Origin of the sequence: Nostoc sp. CALU 1950 (assembly GCF_051172895.1) — a bacterium.
Lineage (GTDB): Bacteria > Cyanobacteriota > Cyanobacteriia > Cyanobacteriales > Nostocaceae > Nostoc > Nostoc edaphicum_A.
Genome location: NZ_JBDNJQ010000029.1, coordinates 1 through 26415 on the forward strand (window position 1 = coordinate 1; position 26415 = coordinate 26415).

Below are 26415 nucleotides of genomic sequence, written 5' to 3' on the forward strand. Positions count from 1 at the left end.
ATTCTTTCCTGCTCTCTATTTTACGGTTCTATGCAGCCTCACATAGAATTGGTATTAGTAGGTATAAAACATCAAAGAGGAGATGAATGTGGCTGAAGAATTTAAAAAGGGCGATCGGGTTGAATGGAACACTTCACAAGGTAAGACAACTGGCAAAGTAGTAAAGAAGCTCACTTCACCTACAGATATAAAAGAACACCATATTGCTGCAAGTGAAGATAACCCTGAATATTTAGTTGAAAGCGATAAGACAGGAAAACAAGCTGCTCACAAGCCTAATGCTCTTAAGAAAGTAGAGGAGTAATGCTTAGTCATGAGTAAAGATGTTAAAGCGGTGATTGACGAGTTTCATCAAGCTGTCAATATGACACCTAAAGAACTAGAGTCTTGGCTAGATACGGATGAGTCACAAACTGTCGGGCAAAAGGATGGCGACGATGAGTCAATCGGTCATAAATCTGGACGGCGTATCATCCAGCTATTGCAGAAAAAGGATGATTACACCGACGATGACTTTTCGCACATGAAGAAAGTTATTAGTTACGTCCATCGTCATATTGCACAGCAGCCATCGGGTGATTTGGAACACACACGCTGGTGCTATTCTTTGAAGAATTGGGGACACGATCCACTCAAGTAAAGTACATCATAGCCCACCATTTAGGTGGGCAAATTCCTGCGATCGCAGCCCTTGTTAAAAATTAAAGCCTGTAAAGAAGGCGATTAAACAATAGTGCATTTATTAAGAATTACTTCCAGTCCATTCTGTACTTGCTCAAGTTCTTGGCGCTTTTGGTAAATCCATATCTTTTCAGCCTCACGTTGTTCCAGAGTTTCGTTGTGAGCCTTTTCCTGATATTCTAGGAGGTTTTCGTAAAGTGCGATCGCTTGTGCGATGACTCGACTAGGCTTATGTTCAAATCCACATTTATGCAAAAAACCTCAATTACTTTTTTTCTCCAAAGTCGAATTGCTAAAGTTGGTAAAGAAAGCTTGGAGTAATTTATCGTCTACTTCCGGCCAGCGAATGGCGGTATCTGCAAGTGCATTGAGGGTATTTTGGCAATCAAATTTTAAGTTAGGTATTTCATTTGGTGTTGACTCTGAAGATGTATTTTCTCCGACCAGCGATACAAATGAATACAAAGCGTTATCAGTAGAAATTTGGTTACTACGAACTAGTTCAGCTTGCCAATCCTCATCGGAAAGCTCTTGCAGAGGGTAGCCCAAAGAGCGGATGCAGTTAATATATTGACCCCAAGGAGCAGAATGAGAACTAATTAGATGAAAGGCTTTGCCCAAAGATTCTGGCTGCTGCGACAGGTTGATTAAAGCTTTAGCGAGATAGTCTACAGGTGTAATTTTTTCCATGCTGTTCATCTCTGGCGCACTTTTTAGTTGAATGCAGCTTTTGATGAATCTATAAAACATGTCATTTGAATTCCAAACGCCGGTTTGACTGTGCCATGTGACTCTACCAAGCCTATAGATACTACAAGGCAAACCGCGATCGCGTGCTATCATGACAATCTTTTCTGCAACCCATTTACTTTGGGTATAACCTCCAACCAGCCCTTGACTGTGTTCCAGAGGATCATTTTCTAAAACAACCCCTAATTTGAAATACTCATCTGAGGTAAAAACACTAGCAGTAGAAATGAAATGCACAGGCTTGATTTTGATTTGACTAGCTAATCTCAAGACTTCCTCAGTGCCACGAACATTTGCTGCTTTGAACAAAGCGTATGGATAAATATTATTCACCAAAGCGCCATTATGGTAAATTGAGTCAATTTTCCCAGCCATGAGGTGAAACTGCTCATCTGAAAGACCGAGAAGCGGTTGAGATAAATCTCCTAATACTGGAATAATCCGCGAGTTAAAAGATTTCTCCCAAACTAAATAAGCTTTTAGGGTTTCTTCCAGCCGTTGTTTCCCTGCGATAAAATCAGCAGCACGCACCAAACAATAGATATCTGCTTGAGTTTGTTGTAATAATTCCGCCAGCAAGAAAGCACCGACAAAGCCTGTTGCACCTGTCAGCAGAATCGCCTTTGGTTCACTTACAGGTTGATAAACTAGGTTTCCTGGCTTAATTGTCTCGTCTAGGACAACTTCAGCCTCTAAGTTTAGAGTAGTAATTTCACTTGCACGGACACTAGAGTTTGCCCCAAAGGTAGAGTCAATAGTTTGAGCCAGTTCAGCGATCGTTGGGGCGGTAAATAAGTGGCGCAACGGTAACTTAATCTGGAAAGTCTCATTTATCTGGGACATCACCCGAATTGTTGTCAGTGAATGACCTCCTAAGTCAAAGAAATTATCCAGAACACCCACTTTCTCTATGTGCAGTGCATTAGCCCAAATGTCTGCCAATATCTTCTCTACAGGGGTACGTGGTGCCACAAAAGTGACTGCCAACTGAGTATTCTGGGAATCAGGAATAGGTAAGGCTTTGCGGTCTACCTTGCCATTAGGAGTTAAAGGTAAAAGCTCTAACCTGACAAAAGTAGAAGGCACCATGTACTGTGGTAATTTTTCTGTCAAGAGAATGCGTAACTCATTAGTAGTTGGTGTTTGCTCCAACTGCGGTACAAAATAAGCTACTAAGCGTTTTTCTCCGGGAATATCTTCTCTCGCTATTACCACATTTTCTCTAACTCCTGGATGCTGACTCAGTATTGCCTCAATTTCCCCTAACTCAATTCGGAAACCTCGGATTTTTAGTTGATTGTCGATGCGTCCCAGATATTCTATGTTTCCATCTGGTAAATAACGAGCCAAGTCCCCTGTTTTATAAAGCCGGGGACTGGGGACTGGGGATTGGGTACTGGGGATTGTGTACTCGGGATTGGGAAGAATTTCTGCTCCCTTGCCCCCCTGCTCCCCTGTTCCCCTGCTTTTACCGAAGGGATTGGAGATAAATTTCTGTTGTGTCAACTCTCTTTGATGGAGATAACCTCGTGCCACCCCTGCACCACCAATGTGCAGTTCTCCTGTTACACCAATTGGTACTGGTTGTAATTGCGAGTCTAAAATGTAGATTTCTGTATTGGCAATTGGACGACCAATGGTAACTTTGTTGTCCTCTGGAGTGCATTTGGCTACTGTGGCACAGACGCTGGCTTCTGTTGGGCCATAAGCATTGAAGAAGTTTCTGCCAGCAGACCAAAGTTTTATCAGTTCAGGAGAACAGGCTTCACCAGCGACAATGATTGTTTGCAGTTTGGGAAGTTCTTCAGTTGGTAGGACTGCTAGGGCTGATGGTGGTAGGGTGACATGGGTAATGCCATAGTCACGCAATCGCTCCATTAACGGCATACCCGGCATTATTGAGTCTTTTGTTCCTAGGTATAGTGTTGCTCCTGTTCTCAGGGCCATAATAACTTCCCAGATACAAGCATCAAAACTCAAGGAAGCAAACTGAAGAACGCGACTATCAGAGTGTACGCCAAAAGTTTGAATCTGAGCTTGAGCTAGGTTAACTAATCCCTGATGCTCAACCATCACCCCTTTAGGTTTACCTGTGGAACCGCTTGTGTAAATCACATTCGCTAGACCAGAAGCTGTGACTTTACTAGTAACGTTATGCTGGTTTTTTTGACCAATTTCTAACCAGATTTCATCTATAAAGACCAGTTTTGCTTGATTTGGGGGTAGTTGAGAAAGTAAGTGCTGTTGGGTAAGCAGTACCGGAACTTGAGTGTCTTCTAACATAAAACTCAGACGATCGCTAGGATACTCTGGGTCAAGGGGCACGTAAGCACCACCCGCTTTGAGAATTGCCAACAGTCCTATGACCATTAAAAGCGATCGCTCCACACACAACCCCACCAGTACATCTGCGGACACTCCCAAGGACTGCAAGTAATCAGCTAACTGGTTAGCACGACAATTTAACTGATGGTAAGTGAGTTGTTCATTTTCAAATACAACTGCCACAGCATCGGGTGTGCGTTGAACTTGCTCTTCAAACAACTGATGAATGCATTTATCGTAGGGATAGTCTACTTGAGTATCATTCCACTCAACCAATAACTGCTGTTGCTCGGACACTGTGAGCATTGGTAATTGCGAAATCCGCTCTTGGGGATTATCCACAATACCTTCTAGCAGTGTCACAAAATGACCCATTATTCGTTCGATAGTGCTGCTATCAAACAAGTCAGTGTTGTACTGCCACCATCCCACTAGTCCAGCACTTGTACTGAGCGTAGTCGAAGTACTAGTATTCTCCATAACTAAAGTCAGATCGAACTTTGTCGTGGAAGTCTCTAGTGGCAATTCACTGACACTTAACCCGGTCAACTCCAATTGAGACGCAGGATTATTTTGGAGAACGAACATCACTTGGAACAGTGGTGTATGGCTCATGTCTCGTTCTGGCTGCAATGCTTCTACCAACATTTCAAAGGGCAAATCTTGATGAGCATAAGCGGACAGTGCCATTTCTCTCAGGCGCGGGAGTAATTCGTTAAAGCTGGGGTTTTCTGCCAAGTTCGTCCGCATGACTAAAGTATTGACAAAAAAGCCAATTAACCCTTCTATATCAGTGCGATCGCGGTTAGCAATTGGTGTCCCCACTAAAATATCTGTTTGTCCCGTGTAGCGATAAAGCAGAGTATTATAAGCTGCCAACAAAGTCATAAACAAAGTCACCCCTTGCTGTTGACTCAGTTTTACCAACTTTTGAGTTAGCTCAACAGAAAGTGTAAACTCCAGATGTGCGCCATTGAAAGTCTGCACAGCAGCTCTGGGTCTGTCTGTGGGTAATGGTAAAAATGTCGGTGCGTTTGCCAATTGTTGTTTCCAGTAACCCAATTGGCTGTTGAGTACCTCTCCTTGCAACCATTGTCTTTGCCAAATTGCAAAATCTGCGTACTGAATTGGCAGTGGCAACAGAGGTGACGGTTGACCCTGAGAATAAGCATTGTAAAGCGTTGTTAATTCCTCGACAAACACACTCATTGACCAGCCATCACTGACAATGTGGTGCATACACACAGATAACCACTGTTCTGTAGGAGATAGCACCATTAATGTGGCTCTAATTAATGCTTCTGATTCTAAGTCAAAAGCATTAATTGCTTGTTGTTGCACTAATTTCTGTGCAGCCGTTTTTTGTTCTATTACGGGTAAATGCTGCAAGTCAACAACAGATAGTGTCCAATTCGTTTGGGTTTGAATGATTTGTAAAGGCTTTCCATCAACGACAACAAAGTTGGTGCGTAATGCTTCGTGGCGATGAATAATTTCCTTAAAGCTTTGTTCTAAGGCAACAACATTAATAGTTCCGACTAAGCGCAAGCCAACGGGAATGTTGTATGAGGCACTGTTTGGGTTTAACTTGTCTAAAAACCACAAACGCTGTTGAGCATAAGACAGTGGTATTTCTGCATTCTCTGCCCGCTTTAATATGGGTGGTGCAACAATTTCTAAGTCTTGTTGCTGCAACTGTTGAATGTTTTGGGACAATTGAGCAATTGTTGGTGCAGCAAATAAGCTACGCAATGGTAGTTCTACTTTTAAGTTGGTACGGACGCGGGAAACCAGTTGCGTTGCTAGTAGCGAATGTCCTCCAAGTTCAAAGAAGTTATCATGTATGCCCAAAAGGTCTACTTTCAGCACTTGCGCCCAAATTAGTGACAAAATTTCTTCAATTGGGTTACGTGGAGCAACATACTGATCTAATAATTGACTGTGTAAATCAGGTGCAGGCAAAGCGCGACGGTCTAATTTTCCGTTGGAGGTAATCGGTAGAGCTTCCAAGATAACTATTGCACTTGGCAGCATATACTCTGGTAACTTCTCCTTGAGGAAGCTACGCACAACGTTTATAGAGACTCTACTTCGACTTCGCTCAGTACAAGTCTGCTCTGGCTGTGGCACAATGTAAGCGACTAAACGTTTATCACCTGGGGCATCTTCTCGCACAACCGCACAAGATGCTTGTATATCACTTAGTTGTCCCAGTACTGCTTCAACTTCGCCCAACTCAATGCGAAAACCGCGAATTTTAACTTGATTATCGATGCGTCCTAAAGATTCGATGTTACCGTCAGGTAAATAACGTGCTAAGTCCCCAGTTTTGTACAGGCGGGAATCAGGGTCAGTGCTAAAGAGGTTGGGGATGAATTTCTCTTGGGTTAACTGGGGTCGGTTGAAATAGCCTTGTGCCAAAAGCACACCAGCAATGTACACTTCTCCTGTTACACCCACAGGTACAGGCTGTAAATATTTACTTAGGATGTAAATTTGTGTGTTGGTAATCGGTCGCCCAATGGGAGGTAGTAGCGGCCAAGTTTCTACTGTACGAGGCAAAGTAAAACTGGTAGCTAAGTGGCTCTCTGATGGCCCATACTGATTGTGCAATGTACAATCACTGAGTTTACCCAACCACTCATAAATAGCAGGGGTAATTCGCAACTGATCCCCAGAAGTAATGATTTCTCGCAAATGAGTATTGATTAATTCACTACCAACAGCGACTTCAGCTAGTTGCTGTAAGCCCACAACGGGAAGAAACATTCTCTGGATGGCTTTTTCTTGCAGAAAATCTAATAAAGCTGTTGTATCGTGGCGCAATTCCTCAGTTGTTAAGAACAATGTGCCGCCAGAACACCAGGTAGTGAAGATTTCTTGAAAGGAGACATCAAAGCTAATCGAAGCAAATTGTAGGGTTTTTGCTCCACGAGCAATTTTCAGATTGTCCCGATGCCACAAGATATGATTGCAAAGGGCAAGCTGACTCATTGCTATACCCTTTGGTTTGCCTGTAGAACCAGAGGTATAAATTATATAAGTTAAGTTATTTGATTGTACGCCAGAAATTATGTTGTCCTGACTGCATTTAGATATCTCTTCAGCGTCAGTATCTAAGCAAACAAGCTGTGTTTTATTTGGGGGCAGTCGGTCAAGAAGCGATCGCTGGGTTAGCAACACTTTAGCTTGAGTATCTTCTAAAATATAGCTCAAACGCTCAGTTGGATACTCTGGATCAAGTGGTACATACGCTCCCCCTGCTTTGAGAATTCCCAACAGTCCAATGACCATCTCCAAAGAACGCTCGACACACAACCCGACTAGAATATCTGCACCTACACCCAAAGAGCGCAAGTGATGAGCTAATTGGTTAGCGCGACAGTTTAATTGGTTGTAAGTAAGTTGTTGCTCCTCAAACTCCACTGCCACTTCATCGGGTGTCAGTTCTACCTGTTCCTCAAACAACTGATGTATGCACTTATCAAGGGGATAATCAACTTGAGTATCGTTCCACTCAAAAAGTAATTTTTGTTGCTCAACTTCACTCAGCAGGGGCAATTGTGAGATTTGCTGTTGAGGATTAGCAACAATGCTTTCCAGTAATGTGACAAAATGACTTGTCATGCGATCGATAGTACTAGCATCAAACAAGTCAGTGCTGTACTCCCACAATCCTATCAGCCCAGTAGGACTGTTCTGCATGATTAAGGTTAAATCAAACCTGGAAGTTGTCAGTTTTACTGGCAATGAACTGACATTGAGCTTACTCATTTCTAATCCAGATGTGGGCGCATTCTGGAGGACAAACATTACCTGAAACAATGGTGTGTGGCTGAGATCCCGTTCCGGCTGCAATGCTTCCACTAGCATTTCAAAGGGCAAATACTGATGAGAGTATGCCTCCATTGCCATATCCCGAACACGGGTGAGTAATTCGCTAAAGGTGGGATTTTCTGTCAAGTTAGTCCGCATGACTAAGGTATTGACAAAAAAGCCAATTAACCCTTCTATTTCAGTGCGATCGCGGTTAGCAATTGGCGAACCCACCAAAATATCTGATTGTCCAGTGTAGCGATAAAGCAGGGTATTGTAAGCTGCCAACAGAGTCATAAACAAAGTCACCCCTTGCTTTTGACTCAGGAGGGTTAGTTGTTGAGTTAACTCAACAGACAGGGCAAACTCAAGATATGCACCATTGAAAGTCTGCACAGCAGGTCTGGGTCTATCTGTGGGTAGTGACAAGAATGTGGGTGCATTTGCCAATTGTTGTTTCCAGTAACTCAATTGGCTGTTAAGTACTTCCCCTTGCAACCATTGTCTTTGCCATAAGGCGAAATCTGCGTACTGAATTGGCAGTGGTAATAAGGGTGATGGTTGACCTTGAGAATAAGCATTGTACAGTGCTTGTAACTCCTCGATAAACACACCCATTGACCACCCATCACTGACAACGTGGTGGATAGACACTGATAACCACTGTTCTGTAGGAGACAGCACCACTAATGTGGCTCTGATTAATGCATCATGAGCTAAGTCAAAAGGAAGAAGCGCTTGTTGTTGGACTAATTTATGTGCAGCTATTTCTTGTTCTGTTACTTCTGCTTCGCTCAGTACAAGTAAGGGTAAATGCTGTAAGTCAACTACTGTCAGTGACCAATTTGGTTCTATTTGAATGATTTGTGTTGGTTTTCCATCAATAGAAACAAAATTAGTGCGTAATGCTTCATGGCGATGAATAATTTCCCTGAAGCTTTGTTCCAAAGCGACAACATTCACATTTCCGACAAAGCGCAACCCGAAGGGGATGTTGTATGAAGGACTGTTTGGCTCGAACTGGTCTAAAAACCACAAACGCTGTTGAGCATAAGATAGTGGTAGTTCTGTATTCTCTGCCCGCCTTAAAATGGGTGGTGCAACAAGTTCTATATCCTGTTGCTGTAATTGCTGAATTAATGGCGCTAACTCTGCAATTGTTGGTGCAGCAAATAAGCTTCGCAATGGCAGTTCTACTTTCAAGCTACTACGCACACGAGAGACGAGTTGCGTTGCTAATAGGGAGTGTCCTCCCAAGGTAAAAAAGTTATCATGTCTGCCTACAAGCTCTATTTTTAAGACTTCTTGCCAAATCAGTGCCAAGATTTCTTCTAGGGGTGTACGTGGAGCTACATATTTATCTGATAATTCACTACTTGGCTCTGGTGCTGGTAGGGCGCGACGGTCTATTTTGCCGTTCAAGGTTAGGGGTAAAGATTCTAAGATGGCGATCGCACTTGGTACCATATATTCTGGTAGCTTTTCTTTGAGGAAGCTACGCAGAACACCTACTGTAGGTGTTATCTGTGGCTGCGGTACTATATAGGCGACTAGGCGCTTATCACCAGGAATATCTTCGCGGACGATGACTACAGATGTTTGCACATCTTGATGTTGACTTAGTGCTGCTTCGATTTCTCCCAATTCGATACGGAATCCACGGATTTTTACTTGATTGTCGATACGTCCCAGATATTCGATATTGCCATCTGGTAGATAACGAGCCAAATCTCCGGTTTTATAGAGGCGGGAACTGGCAACTGGAGATTGCACTATTTTTTTCCTCCTCTCCCTTACTCCTCTGCTCCTCTCCTCCCCTGCTCCCCTGCTTCCACTGAAGGGGTTGGGGATAAACTTTTGTTCTGTTAACTCTGGGCGGTTGAGGTAGCCTCTTGCTAATCCTGCACCACCAATATGCAGTTCTCCTGGTACACCCACAGGTACTGGTTGTAAGTTTTGGTCGAGTATGTAGATTTGCGTATTGGAAATTGGGCGACCAATAGGCACTGTCTTCAAATTGCTCTCTGGTTGACATTCCCAGAAGGTGACATCAATTGCGGCTTCTGTCGGCCCGTAAAGATTATGCAATTGACACTCTAAACAAGCAAAAAAGCGTTCCTGAAGTTCTTTTGGCAGTGCTTCGCCACTACAAATAACTTGCTTCAAGCTACTGCAATCTTTTAAACCTTGTTCTTCTAGAAAAATCTGGAGCATCGAAGGAACAAAATGCAGTGTAGTAACTTGCTGTTCTAGTATTAGGTTGACCAAGTAACCACTATCTTTATGTCCACCTGGTTTAGCGACAACTAAACGCGCTCCAGTCAATAATGGCCAGAAAAACTCCCAAACGGAGACATCGAAGCTGAAAGGAGTTTTCTGTAAAACGCAGTCTATTTCTGTTAATTGATATGCTTGCTGCATCCACAGGAGGCGATTGCAAATCCCTAGATGCGTATTTATCGCTCCTTTAGGCTTTCCGGTGGAACCCGAAGTGTAAATTACATAAGCCAAGTTACTAGTTTGCACACCAGTGATTGGATTTTGCTGATTCGACTGGCGAATGATTTCCCAGTCGGTATCTAAGCACACAATACGCGCTTGATGTTCAGGTAATTTCTCAACTAATTGCTGTTGGGTAAGTAGCACTGAAACTTGAGCGTCTTCGAGCATAAAACTCAAACGGTCTTGGGGATACTCTGGGTCAAGCGGTAAGTAAGCCCCACCCGCCTTAAGAATACCAAGTAATCCCACCACCATCTCTAAAGAACGCTCGGCACATATCCCCACTAGTACGTCGGCTTCCACACCCAAAGACTGCAAATAATGCGCCAACTGGTTAGCACGACAATTTAACTCGTGATACGTCAATTGTTGATTTTCAAACACCACCGCCACAGCATCGGGCGTGCGCTCCACCTGTTCTTCAAACAATTGATGGATACATTTATCTTGGGGATAATCTACGCTTGTATCATTCCACTCAACTAATAACTGCTGTTGCTCAGATGCTGTCAGCATTGGTAATTGAGAAATCCGCTCTTGGGGATTGGCGACAATATTTTCCAGCAGTGTCACAAAATGACCAGTCATGCGCTCAATGGTGCTGCTATCAAATAAGTCAGTGTTGTACTCCCACCACCCCACGAGTCCATTGTTAGTGTTTTGCATTCCTAAGGTAAGGTCAAACTTAGCGATCGCACTTTCTATAGGCAAAGAACTGACACTTAACCCAGTCAACTCTACTTCAGATGTGGGCGCATTATTAAGAACGAACATCACTTGAAACAGTGGTGTATGGCTCAAGTCCCGTTCTGGTTGCAATGCTTCTACCAACATTTCAAAGGGCAAATCTTGATGAGCGTATGCGGACAGTGCCATTTCCCGGATACGTGGGAGTAATTCGTTAAAACTGCGATCGCCTGATATCTCTGTCCGCATGACTAAGGTATTGACAAAAAAGCCTATTAACCCTTCAATTTCGGAGCGATCGCGGTTAGCAATTGGCGAACCCACCAATATATCTTCTTGTCCTGTGTAGCGATAAAGCAGGGTATTATAAGCCGCCAACAAAGTCATAAACAAAGTCACCCCTTGCTTTTGACTTAACTGCACCAATCGTTGAGTTAACTCACCAGACAGAGTAAATTCAAGATATGCACCATTGAAAGTCTGCACAGCAGGTCTGGGTCTGTCTGTGGGTAGTGGCAAAAACGTAGATGCATTTGCCAATTGTTCTTTCCAGTAACTCAATTGGCTCTTCAGTACTTCCCCGACTAACCATTGTCTTTGCCAAATTGCAAAATCTGCGTACTGAATTGGCAGTGGTAACAAGGGTGACAGTTGACCTTGAGAATAAGCATTGTACAGTGCTTGTAACTCCAGGGTAAACACACCTATTGACCAGCCATCACTGACAACGTGGTGCATACACACTACTAACCACTGTTCTGTATTAGACAGCAGCAGTAATGTTGCTCTGATTAATGCTTCTGACTCTAAGTCAAAAGGCTCAATTGCTTGTTGTTGGACTAATTGTTGTGCAGCAATTTCTTGTTCTGTTAAAGCTAAATGCTGCAAATCAACTACTGTTACTGACCAATTTGCTTGTGTTTGAATGATTTGAGCAGCTTGTCCATCAACAGTAACAAAGTTAGTACGTAATGCTTCGTGGCGATAAATAATTTCAATTAAGCTTTGTTCTAAGGCGGCAACATTAAGAGTTCCGACTAAGCGCAACCCGAAGGGGATGTTGTATGAGGCACTGTTCGGCTCGAACTGGTCTAAAAACCACAAACGCTGTTGAGCATAAGACAGTGGTAAGTTTACATTCTCTGCTCGCCTTAAAATGGGTGGTGCAGCAATTTCTAAGTCCTGTTGCTGTAACTGCTGAATGAATGGCGCTAATTCCGTAATTGTTGATGCAGCAAATAACTCACGTAATGGTAGTTCTATTTTGAAGCTAGTGCGGATGCGTGAAACCAATTGCGTTGCTAAGAGTGAGTGTCCCCCAAGTTCAAAGAAATTATCGTAAATACCCACTTGCTCTACTTTCAAAACTTGCGCCCAGAGGAGTGCAAGCATTTCCTCAACGGGTGTACGCGGGGCGACATATTTTTCTAGGAGTGCGGTGTCTAAGTCTGGTTTTGGCAGGGCGCGGCGGTCTACTTTGCCGTTGGGAGTCAAAGGGAAAGATTCCAAGATTACTATTGCCGAAGGTATCATGTAATCTGGCAGCTTTGCTTTGAGGAATTGACGTATTTCACCCATCGTAGGTTGACAGTCTTGATGCGTTACGATGTAGGCGACTAAACGTTTATCTCCAGGGGTATCTTCGCGGACAATGACACAAGATACTTGCACATCGCTGTGTTGGCTCAGGACTGCTTCAATTTCGCCCAACTCAATCCGTAAACCACGTATTTTTACTTGGTCATCGATGCGTCCTAAGTATTCAATGTTGCCATCGCTTAAATAACGCACTAAATCCCCAGTTTTATATAATCTACTCCCTCCTGCCTTCTGCCTCCTGCCTCCTGCCTTCTCAAACGGATTGGGGATGAATTTTTCTTGTGTTAACTCGTTGCGGTTAAAGTATTCCCTAGCTAGACCATCTCCACCAATGTATAATTCTCCCGGTACACCAATACCCACTGGTTGTAGTTGGGAATCTAACAAATAGATTTGTGTGTTAGAAATTGGTTGCCCGATGGGAATAGTTGTCGCGCCTTCTGGTACATCCTGCACCAAGTACCAGGAACTAAATGTTGTATTCTCTGTTGGCCCATAAACATGGAGTAGTCGCTGCGGCGCACCATTGTTGAGTACTTCTTTAACCCATTTAGGATCGACAGCCTCGCCGCCAAATAGAAGATTCCGTAGTGAATAGAAAGCAGATGGGACTTCTTGAGCAATTTGATTGAACAGCGCAGTTGTCAAGAATAATACACTGATACTTTGCGATCGCATAAAGGCTGCGAAATCTCTGGGCGAAAGTGCCAAATCTTTGCTCACCCCTACCAACCGCGCTCCGTTGAGTAAGGCTCCCCAAATTTCAAAAGTAGCAGCATCGAAAGCGTGATTTGAGGCTTGAGCAATTACATCTTGAGGAGAAATGCTGATATAGTTGGTTTCTTTGACGAGTCGAACTACATTTCGATGGACAATGCTCACACCTTTGGGTTGACCTGTAGAACCGGAGGTGTACATTACATAAGCTAAGTTATCAGCTTTGACGCTGGTAGTTGGGTTCTGTTGTGTGTGTTGATTGATGATATCCCAGTTTGAGTCTAAGCAAATTACACTAGCTTGGCGATCGCCTAGCTTATTAACTAGTTTTTCTTGAGTCAATATGACTGATAACTGAGTATCTTCGAGCATGAAGGTCAATCGCTCTTGAGGATATTCTGGGTTAAGTGGCACATAAGCACCACCCGCCTTGAGAATCCCCAATAGTCCCACAATCATTTCTAAGGAACGCTCCACACATATCCCCACCAGCGCATCAGCTTTCACACCCAAAGACTTCAGGTAGTGCGCCAACTGGTTAGCACGGCTGTTCAATTCGCGGTATGTGAGATTTTGATTCTCGTACACCACTGCGACAGCATCGGGTGTAAGCTCTACCTGCTCCTCAAACAACTGATGAATAGATTTATCCTGGGGATAGTTAGATTGGGTATCGTTCCATTCAACTAATAGCTGTTGCTGCTCAGATTTTGTTAGTATTGGCAATTGGGAAATTTTTTGCTGAGGATTAGTAGCGTAGACGCAAAGCGGCTTGTCGTCAGACATCGCCTCAAGCATTGTTCTAAAATGACCTAGCATCCGGCTAATCGTTCCATCTTCAAATCGACTAGCATCGTACATCACCCTCAGCGACAACTGCTCACCAGGGGAAACTAAAACCGCCAGAGGATAATTTGTTTGTTCAATCCACCTAAAATTCGAGAGGGAAAAATTGCTATTGCCTTGTAGAACAGCAGTATCAATAGGATAATTCTCAAAAACAACAATACTCTCAAACAAAGACGTACCTTTGGGAACATCACTTAGCCCCTGAATCTCTGCCAATGAGCTATAGGAAAATTGCTCAGATTCAATCTGTTGCGCCTGTAAATCCTTTAACAAACCGAGCAATTCAGTCTGCTCGGAGATTTGCACCCGCACTGGCAGAGTATTGATAAATAACCCCACTATCGACTCTACACCAACAAGTTCAGGCGGACGACCAGACACCGTTGCACCAAAAACCACATCTGTTTCTTGACTGTAGCGAGACAGCAACAATCCCCAAGTCGCCTGCACCAAATTACTCATCGTCAATTGATGCTGTCTGACAAAAGACATTACTGCTGCTGTCGCTGGCACAGTTAAGTCAATTTGTTGTTCGCCATAGCCTGAATGCTTCTCCCGCATTGACAATGGTTTATCCACAGTCAAAGGAGTTGGTGTAGTAAAACCTTGAAGTTTTTGTCGCCAAAATTCTTTAGCTAAATCTCGATTCTGTTGCTGTAACCAAGCAATATAGTTGCGATAGCTGACAGTTCCGATGTTAGATAAACTTTTACCCTGAGAAATAGCTTGATAAAACTCCAACAGGTCTTGGAAAACCAAAGGTGACGACCAGCCATCAAGTAATAAATGATGATGACACCAAACAAACTGATAAGTATTCCCATCCAACTGGATTAGATGTAGGCGCATCAATGGTGCTTGCGACACTTGGAAACCCTGTTGTCGCTCCGAATCCAGAAAAGTTTCTAATTGCTGTTGCTGCTCTTGTGTAGATAACTCCCGCCAGTCATAAGTTTCGACTGTCACATTTACCTGTCGATACACGACTTGAACTGGCTGGCTCAAAGACTCCCATAGAAATGCTGTGCGGAAGACGGGATGCCGAGCTACGACTTGCTGCCAAGCTTGTTCAAAGGTTTTTACATCTAGGTTTCCCGTCAAAATACAAGTTATCTGCTCAAAATATACGCCTGAGTCTGGAGCATATAAACTTTCAAACAGCATCCCCTCTTGCATGGGAGATAAGGGATAAATATCTTCAATATTTTGGCGATTAGTTTTGCTAAGTTCTAATTTCATAATTTTTGTAATATCTGATCTATTTCTAGTTGGTTAAGTTGAATTAATGGGAAATCTGTAGGCGTATAACCTGCATTTTCTGTTGATAAACAATGAGCAATTAACTCTTGCAAAGTTTCGACAAATTCTTGAGCAATATTCTCAATCGTTTCGTGCTGATGAATATTGCTGCTGTATGTCCAATCTATTTGCAGTTGTTCGTTGATAACGATGGCATTAATGTCTAGCAAATAATGGCGCTGACCTTGTAAACTCTGGCTGTTTCCGCTAGGTTCATTAGCTATTTGCATCAGAGAGGATGTATTCACAACTTGAGCAAATTGTCCCAAGTAATTGAAGCTAATTTCTGCCTGGAGAATTTTTTCTAATTGGGCGCTAATTTCTGAATCAATATTTAGATAACGCAATAAGCCATAGCCAATGCCTTTATTAGGAATTACACGTAATTGTTCCTTGACGGATTTTAACGCAGTACCAAGATCGTCTATGATTCCCAGCTCCACAACCACTGGAAAAATCGTTGTAAACCAACCAACGGTGCGTGATAAGTCTACACCATCAATGATCTCCTCCCGCCCATGACCTTCTAAGTTGAATAACACTGACTCAGAGCCAGTCCATTCACTCAACACCAGTACTAAGGCAGTTAACAAGATATCGTTTATTTGTGTTTTATAAGCTTTCGGAACATCTTGCAGGAGGGAAAGTGTTTCGGTTTCGTTTAATAATACTGATACTGTCCTAGCAGATGCAGTAGTGTTTATTCCTTGTGCATAGTCTACCGGGATGGAGTCAACTGCATCGTAAGATGGATTCAACCAATAATCTAGTTCTGATTTCAAGACTTCTGATTGTGCATATTCTGTTAGTTGTCGCGCCCAATCTTTGAAGGATGTAGTTTTTGCAGGTAGCTGAATGGTTTTGCCTTGACTGAGTTGCTGGTAAGCTGTCTGCAAATCTTCTAACAATATCCGCCAAGAAACACCGTCTACTACGAGGTGGTGAATTACTATTATTAATCTGGCTTTTTTGTCAATACCCAACCAGAAAAATGCTACTTGCACGAGATTTTCTGAAAGATTTAAACTCGCCTGTAATTTATTGGCTGTGGTTTCAATGACAGTTTCTATCTCAGTTTCTGGAACTGTCGATAAGTCAAAACGGGTGATAGTAATATTATCCGTTGGCACAGCATGAATCTGCTGCCATATTGTATCTGTTTGGGTAAACCTTAGCCTTAGAGCATCGTGATGTTTTAGTATTTCCTGCCATACTTGCTTTAATATTTCTAGGTCGAGGTCTGATGGTACTGTGAGGAAAAATGATTGATTAAAGTGGTGTTTCTCTGGTAATTTCTGCTTGAAAAACCAGTGTTGAATTGGTGTTAGGGGTAATGTTCCTGTGACTAATCCTTGTTCAATTGCAAGTGCTTTTGTTGTACCTGCAACTGTGGCTAATTGGGCGATGGTTTGATTGGCAAATAGTTGTTTAATAGTCAGTTCTATTCCGGCAACTTTTGCTCTGCTGATGATTTGAATACTGAGGATGGAATCTCCTCCTAGCTCAAAAAAGTTATCGTGTATGCCTATTTGCTCTACTCTTAATACTTGCTCCCAAATTCGGGTTAATTTTTCTTCAATGGGGGTGCGCGGTGCTACTAGGCTGCTTTCTATTCCTGTGCGTGCTTCTGGTTCTGGTAGGGCGCGTCGGTCTATTTTGCCGTTGGGGGTAAGTGGTAGGGATTCTAGGGTGACGATCGCACTTGGTACCATGTAGTCTGGTAGCTTTTCTTTAAGGAAGCTACGCAGAACACTAATTGTAGGTGTCACCTGTGGCTGCGCTACTATATAGGCGACTAGGCGCTTATTTCCGGGAATGTCTTCGCGGACAATGACTACAGATGTTTGCACATCTTGATGTTGGCTTAGTGCTGCTTCGATTTCTCCCAACTCAATGCGGAAACCCCGGATTTTTACTTGGTTGTCGATACGACCCAGGTATTCGATATTTCCATCTGGGAGATAACGTGCTAAGTCCCCAGTTTTGTAAAGTCGGGGACTGGGGATTGGGGGCTGGGAATTGGGAAGAACTTCTGCCCCCCTGCTCCCCTGCTCCTCTGCTCCCCTGCTTCTACCAAAGGGGTTGGGTATAAATCTTTCTTGTGTTAACTCTGGACGGTTGAGGTATCCTATTGCTAATCCTGCACCACCAATGTGCAGTTCTCCTGGTACACCCACAGGTACTGGTTGTAAGTTTTGGTCGAGTATGTAGATTTGCGTGTTGGAAATTGGACGACCAATGGGGACAAGTTGTGGATAAATCTCACGCTGACAATTCCAGAAAGTTGCATCAATACAAGCTTCTGTTGGGCCGTAGAGATTGTGTAAATTTACATCTAGCTTACTTAACAAGCTTTCTTGCAGAGTAATGGGTAAGACTTCACCGCCACAGAAAACGTGTTTGAGGGAGTGACAAGTTTCGATTCCTCCCTGCTCTAAAAGCATTTGCAGTAAAGATGGAACAAGTTGAATAGTAGTTACCTGCTGCTGGGCGATTAACTTTAAGAGATAAGCACTGTCAGTATGACCTCTGGGTTCAGCTATTAACAACTGTCCACCTGCTAACAATGGAGCATAGAATTCCCAAACTGAGGCATCAAAGCCAAAAGGAGTTTTTTGCAGTACTTTGTCTTTTTGAGTCAGGGGGAATGTTGCTTGCATCCAGAACATGTGGTTGCAAAGGTTACTGTGAGATAGTATTACCCCCTTCGGTTGACCAGTAGAGCCAGAAGTATAAATCACATAAGCTACGTTACTAGCTTGCACCTGGGCAATTGGATTCTCTTGGCTAGACTTAGCGATCGCAACCCAGTCTTTATCTAAGCAAACAACGGGCGCTTGATGTTCAGGTAACTTCTCAACTAGATGCTGTTGGGTTAGCAGCAGGGAAACTTGAGCATCTGCAAGCATAAAACTCAGACGGTCTTGGGGATACTCTGGGTCAAGTGGTACATAAGCGCCACCCGCCTTGAGAATACCAAGTAATCCCACCACCATCTCCAAAGAACGCTCCACACATATCCCCACCAGCACATCTGCGGACACTCCCAAAGACTGCAAGTAATGCGCTAACTGGTTAGCACGACAATTCAACTGCTGGTAAGTCAGTTGTTGATTCTCAAACACTACCGCCACAGCATCGGGGGTGCGTTCCACCTGTTCTTCAAACAACTGATGAATACATTTATCTTGGGGATAATCTACGCTTGTATCATTCCACTCAACTAATAACTGTTGCTGCTCAGATGCTGTGAGCATTGGTAATTGAGAAATCCGCTCTTGAGGATTAGCAACAATAGCTTCTAGCAATGTCACAAAATGACCAGTTATCCGTTCAATTGTGTTGCTATCAAACAAGTCAATGTTGTATTCCCACCCTCCCACTAAACCAGTGGTAGTGTTTTCCATTGATAAAGTTAAATCAAACTTAGCGATCGCACTTTCTATGGACAAGGAACTGACAGTTAACTCAGTCAACTCTACTTCAGTTATAGGGGCATTATTGAGAACGAACATCACCTGAAATAGTGGTGTATAGCTGAGATCCCGTTCTGGCTGCAATGCTTCCACCAACATTTCAAAGGGCAAATCTTGATGTGCGTATGCGGACAGTGCCATTTCCCGGATACGCGGGAGTAATTCGTTAAAACTAGGATTTTCAGATAAATCAGTCCGCATGACTAAGGTGTTGACAAAAAAGCCAATTAGCCCTTCTATCTCGGTGCGATCGCGGTTGGCAATTGGTGTCCCCACTAAAATATCTGTTTGTCCCGTGTAGCGGTAAAGCAGAGTATTATAAGCCGCCAACAAAGTCATAAACAAAGTTACCCCTTGCTGTTGACTTAACTGCAACAACCGTTGAGTTAGTTCACTAGACAAAGCAAACTCAAGATATGCGCCATTGAAAGTCTGTACAGCAGGTCTAGGTCTATCTGTGGGTAATGGCAAGAATGTGGGTGCATTTGCCAATTGTTTTTCCCAGTAACTTAATTGGTTTTGTAGAACCTCCCCTTGCAACCATTGTCTTTGCCATAAGGCAAAATCTGCGTACTGAATCGGCAGTGGTAACAAGGGTGAAAGTTCACCTTGAGAATAAGCGTTGTACAGTGCTTGAAACTCCTCAATAAACACACTTATTGACCAGCCATCACTGACAACGTGGTGCATACACACTAATAACCACTGCTCTGTAGGAGAAAGCACTATTAATGTCGCTCTGATTAATGCATCATCAGCTAAATCAAAAGGAAGAAACGCTTGTTCTTGGACTAATTTCTGTGCAGCAGTTTTTTGTTCTGTTACGGGTAAATGCTTTAACTCAACAACTGATAGTGTCCAAGGTATATTTTCCTGTTCCCTGTTCCCTGTTCCCTGTTCCCTCCAATTGTGAATGATTTGAGTAGCTTGTCCATCAACTGTGATGAAGTTAGTGCGTAATGCTTCGTGGCGATGAATAATTTCACTTAAGCTTTGTTCTAAGGCGACAACATTAAGAGTTCCTACTAAACGCAACCCGAAAGGGATGTTGTATGAGGCACTGTTCGGCTCGAACTGGTCTAAAAACCATAAACGCTGTTGAGGATAAGACAGTGGTAAGTTTGCATTCTCTGCCCGCCTTAAGATGCTTGGTGCAGCTAGTTCTAAGTCTTGTTGCTGCAACTGTTGAATGTTATTCGATAGTTCAGCGATCGTTGGTGCAGCAAATAGCGATCGCAATGGCAGTTCTACTTTCAAGCTGCTACGCACACGGGAAATAAGTTGCGTTGCTAATAGTGAGTGTCCCCCTAACTCAAAGAAGTTATCATGTCTGCCTACAAGGTCTACTTTTAGGACTTGTTGCCAAATCAGTGACAGTATTTCTTCGATGGGGTTGCGTGGGGCGACATATTTCTCTAATAATTCACTACTTGGCTCTGGTGCTGGTAAAGCGCGACGGTCTATTTTGCCATTGGGGGTTAGGGGTAAAGACTCCAGGACGACTATTGCCGAAGGAACCATGTAGTCTGGTAACTTTTCCTTGAGGTTGCTACGCAGTTCGCTAATTGTGAGTGTTACTTGTGGTTTAGGTACGATGTAGGCAACTAAGCGCTTGTCACCAGGGGTATCTTCACGAGCTATGACATAAGATGCTTGCACATGGGGATGTTGGCTTAGTGCTACTTCTATTTCTCCCAACTCAATGCGGAATCCCCGGATTTTTACTTGGTTATCGATACGCCCCAGATATTCTATATTTCCATCTGGTAAATAACGAGCCAAGTCCCCAGTTTTATATAATTTTGAATTGTTAAAGGGATTGGGAATAAATTTTTCTTGTGTTAACTCTGGTCGGTTCAAGTAGCCTCTTGCTAATCCTGCACCACCAATGTGTAGTTCTCCTGATACACCTACAGGTACTGGTTGTAAGTTTTGGTCTAGTATGTATATCTGGGTATTAGAAATTGGGCGACCAATAGAAATCAAGCTCTCGCTGGATTCGAGTTGACATATTGATGACCAAATAGTAGCCTCTGTTGGCCCATAAAGATTCCACAAAGAAGCGCTCCTAGAAAGCAATTTACTAACTAGATCCCAAGGTAAAGCTTCACCCCCGCAAAGTATTTTTAGATCGCTAAATTGGTAGTTGGAGTCTAAAAGCAATCTCCAAGTAGCTGGAGTTGCTTGCATAATTGTTGCCTTAGACTTAACTAACAAATCAAATAACTCTCTTCCATCAAGGGTCACGTCACGACGGGCTATGACTAGACATGCACCTACAGTTATGGGCAGAAAAATTTCTAAGGCAGCAATATCAAAGGAAATAGTAGTGACCGCAAGCAGTGTATCTTGTTTTGTTATTCCTGGGCGCTGCTGCATAGCAGATAGGAAATTACTCACAGCCGTATGTGAAATTTGCACACCTTTGGGCTGGCCTGTAGAACCGGAAGTATAAATCACATAAGCTAAGTTACTAGCTTGGACATTAGTGATGGGATTTCCTTGAGGCAACTGAGAAATCAACTGCCAGTTAGTATCTAAGCTTACAAGCTGCGCCTGACATTGAGGTAATTTTCCAACTAAATGCTGTTGGGTAAGCAGCACTGAAACTTGAGCATCTTCCAAGATAAAGTGCAAACGCTCTTGCGGATACTCTGGGTCAAGTGGTACGTAAGCACCACCCGCCTTGAGAATACCAAGTAATCCCACCAGCATCTCTAAAGAACGCTCTATACATATCCCCACCAGTATGTCGGCTCCCACACCCAAAGACCGCAAATAATGCGCCAACTGGTTAGCACGACAATTTAACTCGTAGTACGTCAATTGTTGATTGTCAAAGACCACTGCCACGGCATCGGGTGTACGCTCTACTTGCTCCTCAAACAACTGATGGATACATTTATCGAAGGCGTAATCTACTTGAGTATCATTCCACTCGACTAATAACTGTTGCTGCTCAGATGCTGTGAGCATTGGCAATTGGGAAATCCGCTCGCTGGGATTTGCCACGATCGCTTCAAGTAGAGTCAGAAAATGACCAGTCATCCGTTCGATAGTACTACTATCAAACAAGTCAGTGTTGTACTCCCACCACCCAAACAGCCCATTGGGAGTATTTTCCATTGATAAAGTTAAATCAAACTTTGACGTGGTGATTCCTATTGGCAAGCCACTGACACTTAACTCAGTCAACTCTATTTCAGACATGGGAGCGTTCAGGAGAACGAACATCACTTGGAACAATGGTGTATAGCTGAGATCCCGTTCTGGTTCCAATGCTTCCACCAACGTCTCAAAGGGCAAATCTTGATGAGCATAAGCGGATAATGCCATTTCTCTGAGGCGCAGGAGTAATTCTTTAAAACTGGGGTTCCCTGCTAAATCAGTCCGCATTACTAAAGTATTGACAAAAAAGCCAATTAACCCTTCAATTTCCGAGCGATCGCGGTTAGCAATTGGTGTCCCCACCAAAATATCTGATTGTCCCGTGTAGCGATAAAGCAGGGTATTATATGCCCCCAACAAAGTCATGAACAGGGTGCAACCTTGCTGTTGACTTAGCTGCAACAACCGTTGAGTTAACTCAACAGACAGAGTAAACACATGATATGAGCCATTGAAAGTCTGCACAGCAGGTCTGGGTCTATCTGTGGGTAGTGGCAAGAATGTGGGTGCATTTGCCAACTGTTTTTCCCAGTAACTCAAATGGTTTTGTAGAACCTCTCCTTGCAACCATTGTCTTTGCCAAATTGCAAAATCTGCGTACTGAATCGGCAGTGATAACAAGGGTGACGGTTGACCTTGAGAATAAGCATTATACAGTGCTTGTAACTCCTGGACAAACACACCTATTGACCAGCCATCACAGACAACGTGGTGCATACTCACTAATAAGCACTGTTCTTTTGAAGACAGCATTACTAATGTCGCTCTGATTAAGGCATCATTTGCTAAGTCAAAAGGCTCAATTGCTTTTTGTTCCAGTAATTTCTGTGCAGCAGTTTGTTGTTCTGTTAAGGGTAAATGCTGCAAGTCAACAACTGCAACTGTCCAATTTGTTTGAGTTTGAATGATTTGTGTTGGCTTTCCATCAACAGTAACAAAATTGGTGCGTAAGACTTCATGGCGATCGATAAGTTCTTTTAAACTTTGTTCTAAGGCGGCAACATTAAGAGTTCCTACTAGACGCAAACCAAGGGCGATGTTGTATAAGGCACTGTTCGACTCTAACTGGTTTAAAAACCATAAACGCTGTTGAGCATAAGACAGTGGTATTTCTGTATTCTCTACCCGCCTTAAGATGGGTGGTGCTGACAGTTCTATATTTTGCTGCTGTAATTGCTGAATTGATGATGCTAACTCGGCAATTGTTGGTGCAGAAAATAACTCACGCAATGATATTTCTACTTTCAATCTGCTACGCACACGCGAGATGAATTGCGTCGCTAGTAGGGAATGTCCTCCTAGTTCAAAGAAGTTGTCATGTCTGCCTACAAGCTCTAATTTCAGAACTTGTTGCCAAATTACTGCCAGGATTTCTTCGATGGGGGTGCGCGGAGCTACATATTTCTCTGATAATTCACTAGTTGGCTCTGGTAGAGCGCGACGATCTATTTTGCCGTTGGGGGTTAGGGGTAAAGATTCTAAGATGGCGATCGCACTTGGTATCATGTATTCTGGTAGCTTTTCTTTAAGGAAGCTACGCAGTTCTTGAACTGTGGGTGTCTGCTCTGGTTGCAGTACGATATAGGCTACTAGGCGCTTGTCACCCCTGTTATCTTCACGAGCTATGACACATGATGCTTGCACATGGGGATGTTGGCTTAGTACTGCTTCGATTTCTCCCAACTCAATGCGAAATCCCCGGATTTTTACTTGGTTGTCGATGCGCCCCAAGTATTCGATATTACCATCTGGCAGATAACGTGCTAAGTCCCCAGTTTTATACAGACGCTCTCTCCCCCTGCTCCCCTGCTCCCCTGCTCCCCTGCTTCTACTAAAGGGGTTGGGGATGAATTTTTCTTGTGTTAACTCGTTTCGGTTGAGATAACCTCGCGCCACTCCCGCACCACCAATGTGTAGTTCTCCTGGTACACCAATTGGTACTGGTTGTAATTGCGAATCTAAAATGTAGATTTCTGCATTGGCAATTGGACGACCAATGGTAACTTTCTCGTCCTCTGGAGTGCATTTGGCTATTGTGGCACAAACACTCGCTTCTGTCGGGCCGTAGGCGTTGAAGAAGTTTCTGCCTTTTGACCATTGTCGCATCAGATCCAGAGGACAGGCTTCTCCGGCGACAACGATCGCTTGCAATGTTGGCAGTTCTTCTACTGGCAGGACTGCTAAGGCTGATGGTGTTAGGGTGACATGGGTAATGCCATCATTCTTTAATCGCTCAATTAAAGGCATACCCGGCATTATCGAGTCTTTTGTTCCTAAGTAAAGTCTTGCCCCCGATCCCAAAGCCATCAAGATTTCTGATATGCAAGCATCAAAACTGAAGGAGGCAAACTGGAGAACTCGACTATCACCAGACAAACCGAAAACCTGAATCTGAGCTTGAGCAAGATTGCACAATCCACTATGCTCAACCATTACCCCTTTGGGTTTGCCTGTGGAGCCGGATGTGTAAATCACATTTGCTAGATCGGCACTCTTTACTACCTCAATCAGGTTGTTCTGTTTGTTTTGCAGAATTTCTGACCAGACTTCATCTAAACAAATCAGTTTTGCCTGATACTCAGGTAGTCGATCCAGGAGTCGCTGTTGACTTATTAATACTGGAACTTGAGCGTCTTCGAGCATGAATTTCAGACGGTCTTTAGGATATTCTGGGTCAAGTGGTACATAAGCCCCACCCGCCTTGAAAATTCCTAGTATTCCTACCACCATCTCTAAAGAACGCTCCACAGATATCCCTACCAGCACCTCGGGCCCCACTCCCAAAGACCGCAAATAATACGCCAACTGGTTAGCACGACAATTCAATTCGCGGTACGTCAATTGTTGGTTCTCAAACACCACCGCCACAGCATCGGGTGTACGCTCTACTTGCTCCTCAAACAACTGATGAATACATTTATCGAAGGCGTAGTCTACTTGAGTATCATTCCACTCAATTAATAACTGCCGTTCCTCAGATTGTGTGAGCATTGGTAATTGGTCAATTCGTTGCTGGGGATTTGCCACAATTGCTGAAAGCATTGTTACAAAATGCCCCATCATCCGCGCGATCGCACTGTCATCAAATAAGTCGGTGTTATAATTCCACGTACCTTTGAGTGAGTCTGTGCCCTCAAGAATGGTTAAGGTTAAATCAAAGGCGACTCCTTTAGACTCTGGAATCATTGATTCCAAAATCAAATCATCATTAATATCTATATTCTGGTAAGAGCAATTCCAAATTAAGGCTACCTGATAGAGTGGCGAAAAACTGGGGTTGCGGACAGGTTGTAGTTGCTCTACTAACAGGGGAAAGGGATAATCTTGATGGTCTTGGGCATCTAATACACAAGAGTGCGATCGCTCCAGCAACTCTTCAAAGGTGGGATTTCCTGAAAGTTCTCCTCGCAAGACCACAGGATTAGCAAAGTGACCGACAATATTTTCAAACTCTGAACGGCTCCGATTCTCCATTGGAGAGCCAATTAAAATATCTTCTTGATTGGTATAACGTCGTAATAGTATTTGTAATGCTGTTAATAAAAGAATATATAGAGAGGCACTTTCTCTCGTCGCCAATTCTGTGAGCTTTTGCCGCAGTTCTTTCTCAACAGTAAAAAAGCGGGAAGCACCATTGTATGTTTTGGTCTGAGGTCTTGGTCGATCTGTTGGCAAATTTAGTAATGGCAACTCACCAGATAGTTGTTGCTGCCAATAAGTCCACAAACTTTCTCCATCTGAACTGGCGAGCATTTGCTCTGACCAGTTGATGTAATCTTTATACTGATAATTTTGTGTTGATAGTTGGGCTGTTTCACCTGTGGCGTAGGCGTAGCCCGTCGTAGACATCGCTTTATACAAAGCTTGGAGTTCACCGATCATGATTTCTAAAGAACAGAAATCTCCCACTATCTGATGCAGCGTGATTAGGAGAATATGTTCTTTGGTTGCTAATTTATCAGTTTTAATATGGTTAATTAATAAATCAAAGCGCAATATCGGGCCTTGTTCTAAGTCGAAGGGGCGATCGCTTTTTTCTGAAAGCCAATTGTTTACATCATCTTGTCCAAGATCGAAAACTTCTTGGATGCTAAAGTCAACTTGCTGATTTTCGTAAACTGTTTGCACAGGTTCGCCATCAATGGTTGCAAAGGTAGTCCTCAAAAGTGGATGCCTTTCCACTAGAGCTTGTGCTGCCTGTTTCAGGGCAGGAATATCTAAATTTGTAACTAATTTTGCTGCATACGTGACGTTGTAAGCAGTACTGTTGGGTGCTAATTGATATAAAAACCAGAGTGCCTTTTGAGCGTGAGATAAAGGATAATTTGCAGAGCGATCGCTACTCTGGGATAAAATGCGGATAATTTCTGGTTCCGATTGCTTAATTTCCTCCAATAATTCAGGGGGGAGTGATTTTTCAGGCGATCGATAGCGCAGTTTGTCTCCATCAACCCAAAGTTCAACATTCTTTGCTGAAAGATTTTCTAGAAGCTTTATTAAATTCATGATTCTACTCTAATCGATACTAATAATAAACTATTATTTT

General features: G+C 43.3%; 5 protein-coding genes. 2 read left to right on the plus strand and 3 right to left on the minus strand.

All coding sequences use genetic code 11. The features are described 5' to 3' along the window. Window positions 1-88 precede the first annotated feature (88 nt). Together ABF638_RS10885 and ABF638_RS10890 are read left to right on the plus strand one after the other, a co-directional pair. Complete coding sequence (locus tag ABF638_RS10885; protein WP_335193624.1) at window positions 89-304, plus strand: DUF2945 domain-containing protein; 216 nt, start codon at window positions 89-91, stop codon at window positions 302-304. Window positions 305-313: 9 nt separating this feature from the next. Then, the gene (locus ABF638_RS10890; RefSeq protein ID WP_435022719.1) at window positions 314-640 is read left to right on the plus strand and encodes a DUF3140 domain-containing protein; all 327 of its coding nucleotides are present in this window, start codon (window positions 314-316) and stop codon (window positions 638-640) included. 83 nt (window positions 641-723) lie between these two features. On the opposite strand, the gene ABF638_RS10895 is transcribed toward ABF638_RS10890, so the two are convergent. Genes ABF638_RS10895 through ABF638_RS10905 form a run of 3 tightly spaced genes read right to left on the minus strand, consistent with a single transcriptional unit; the run spans window position 724 to window position 26375 of the window. Next, window positions 724-936 carry a hypothetical protein gene (locus ABF638_RS10895; RefSeq protein ID WP_435022721.1) on the minus strand — a complete coding sequence of 71 codons (213 nt, stop codon included), beginning with the start codon at window positions 934-936 and terminating at the stop codon, window positions 724-726. A 6-nt stretch (window positions 937-942) separates the two neighbouring features. Further along, window positions 943-15165, minus strand: a complete 14223-nt coding sequence (locus tag ABF638_RS10900; RefSeq protein ID WP_435022723.1) for a non-ribosomal peptide synthase/polyketide synthase — start codon at window positions 15163-15165, stop codon at window positions 943-945. Then, window positions 15162-26375 carry an amino acid adenylation domain-containing protein gene (locus ABF638_RS10905; protein ID WP_435022725.1) on the minus strand — a complete coding sequence of 3738 codons (11214 nt, stop codon included), beginning with the start codon at window positions 26373-26375 and terminating at the stop codon, window positions 15162-15164. Before ABF638_RS10905 ends, ABF638_RS10900 begins: the two co-directional genes overlap by 4 nt. Between the last annotated feature and the right edge of the window lie 40 nt (window positions 26376-26415).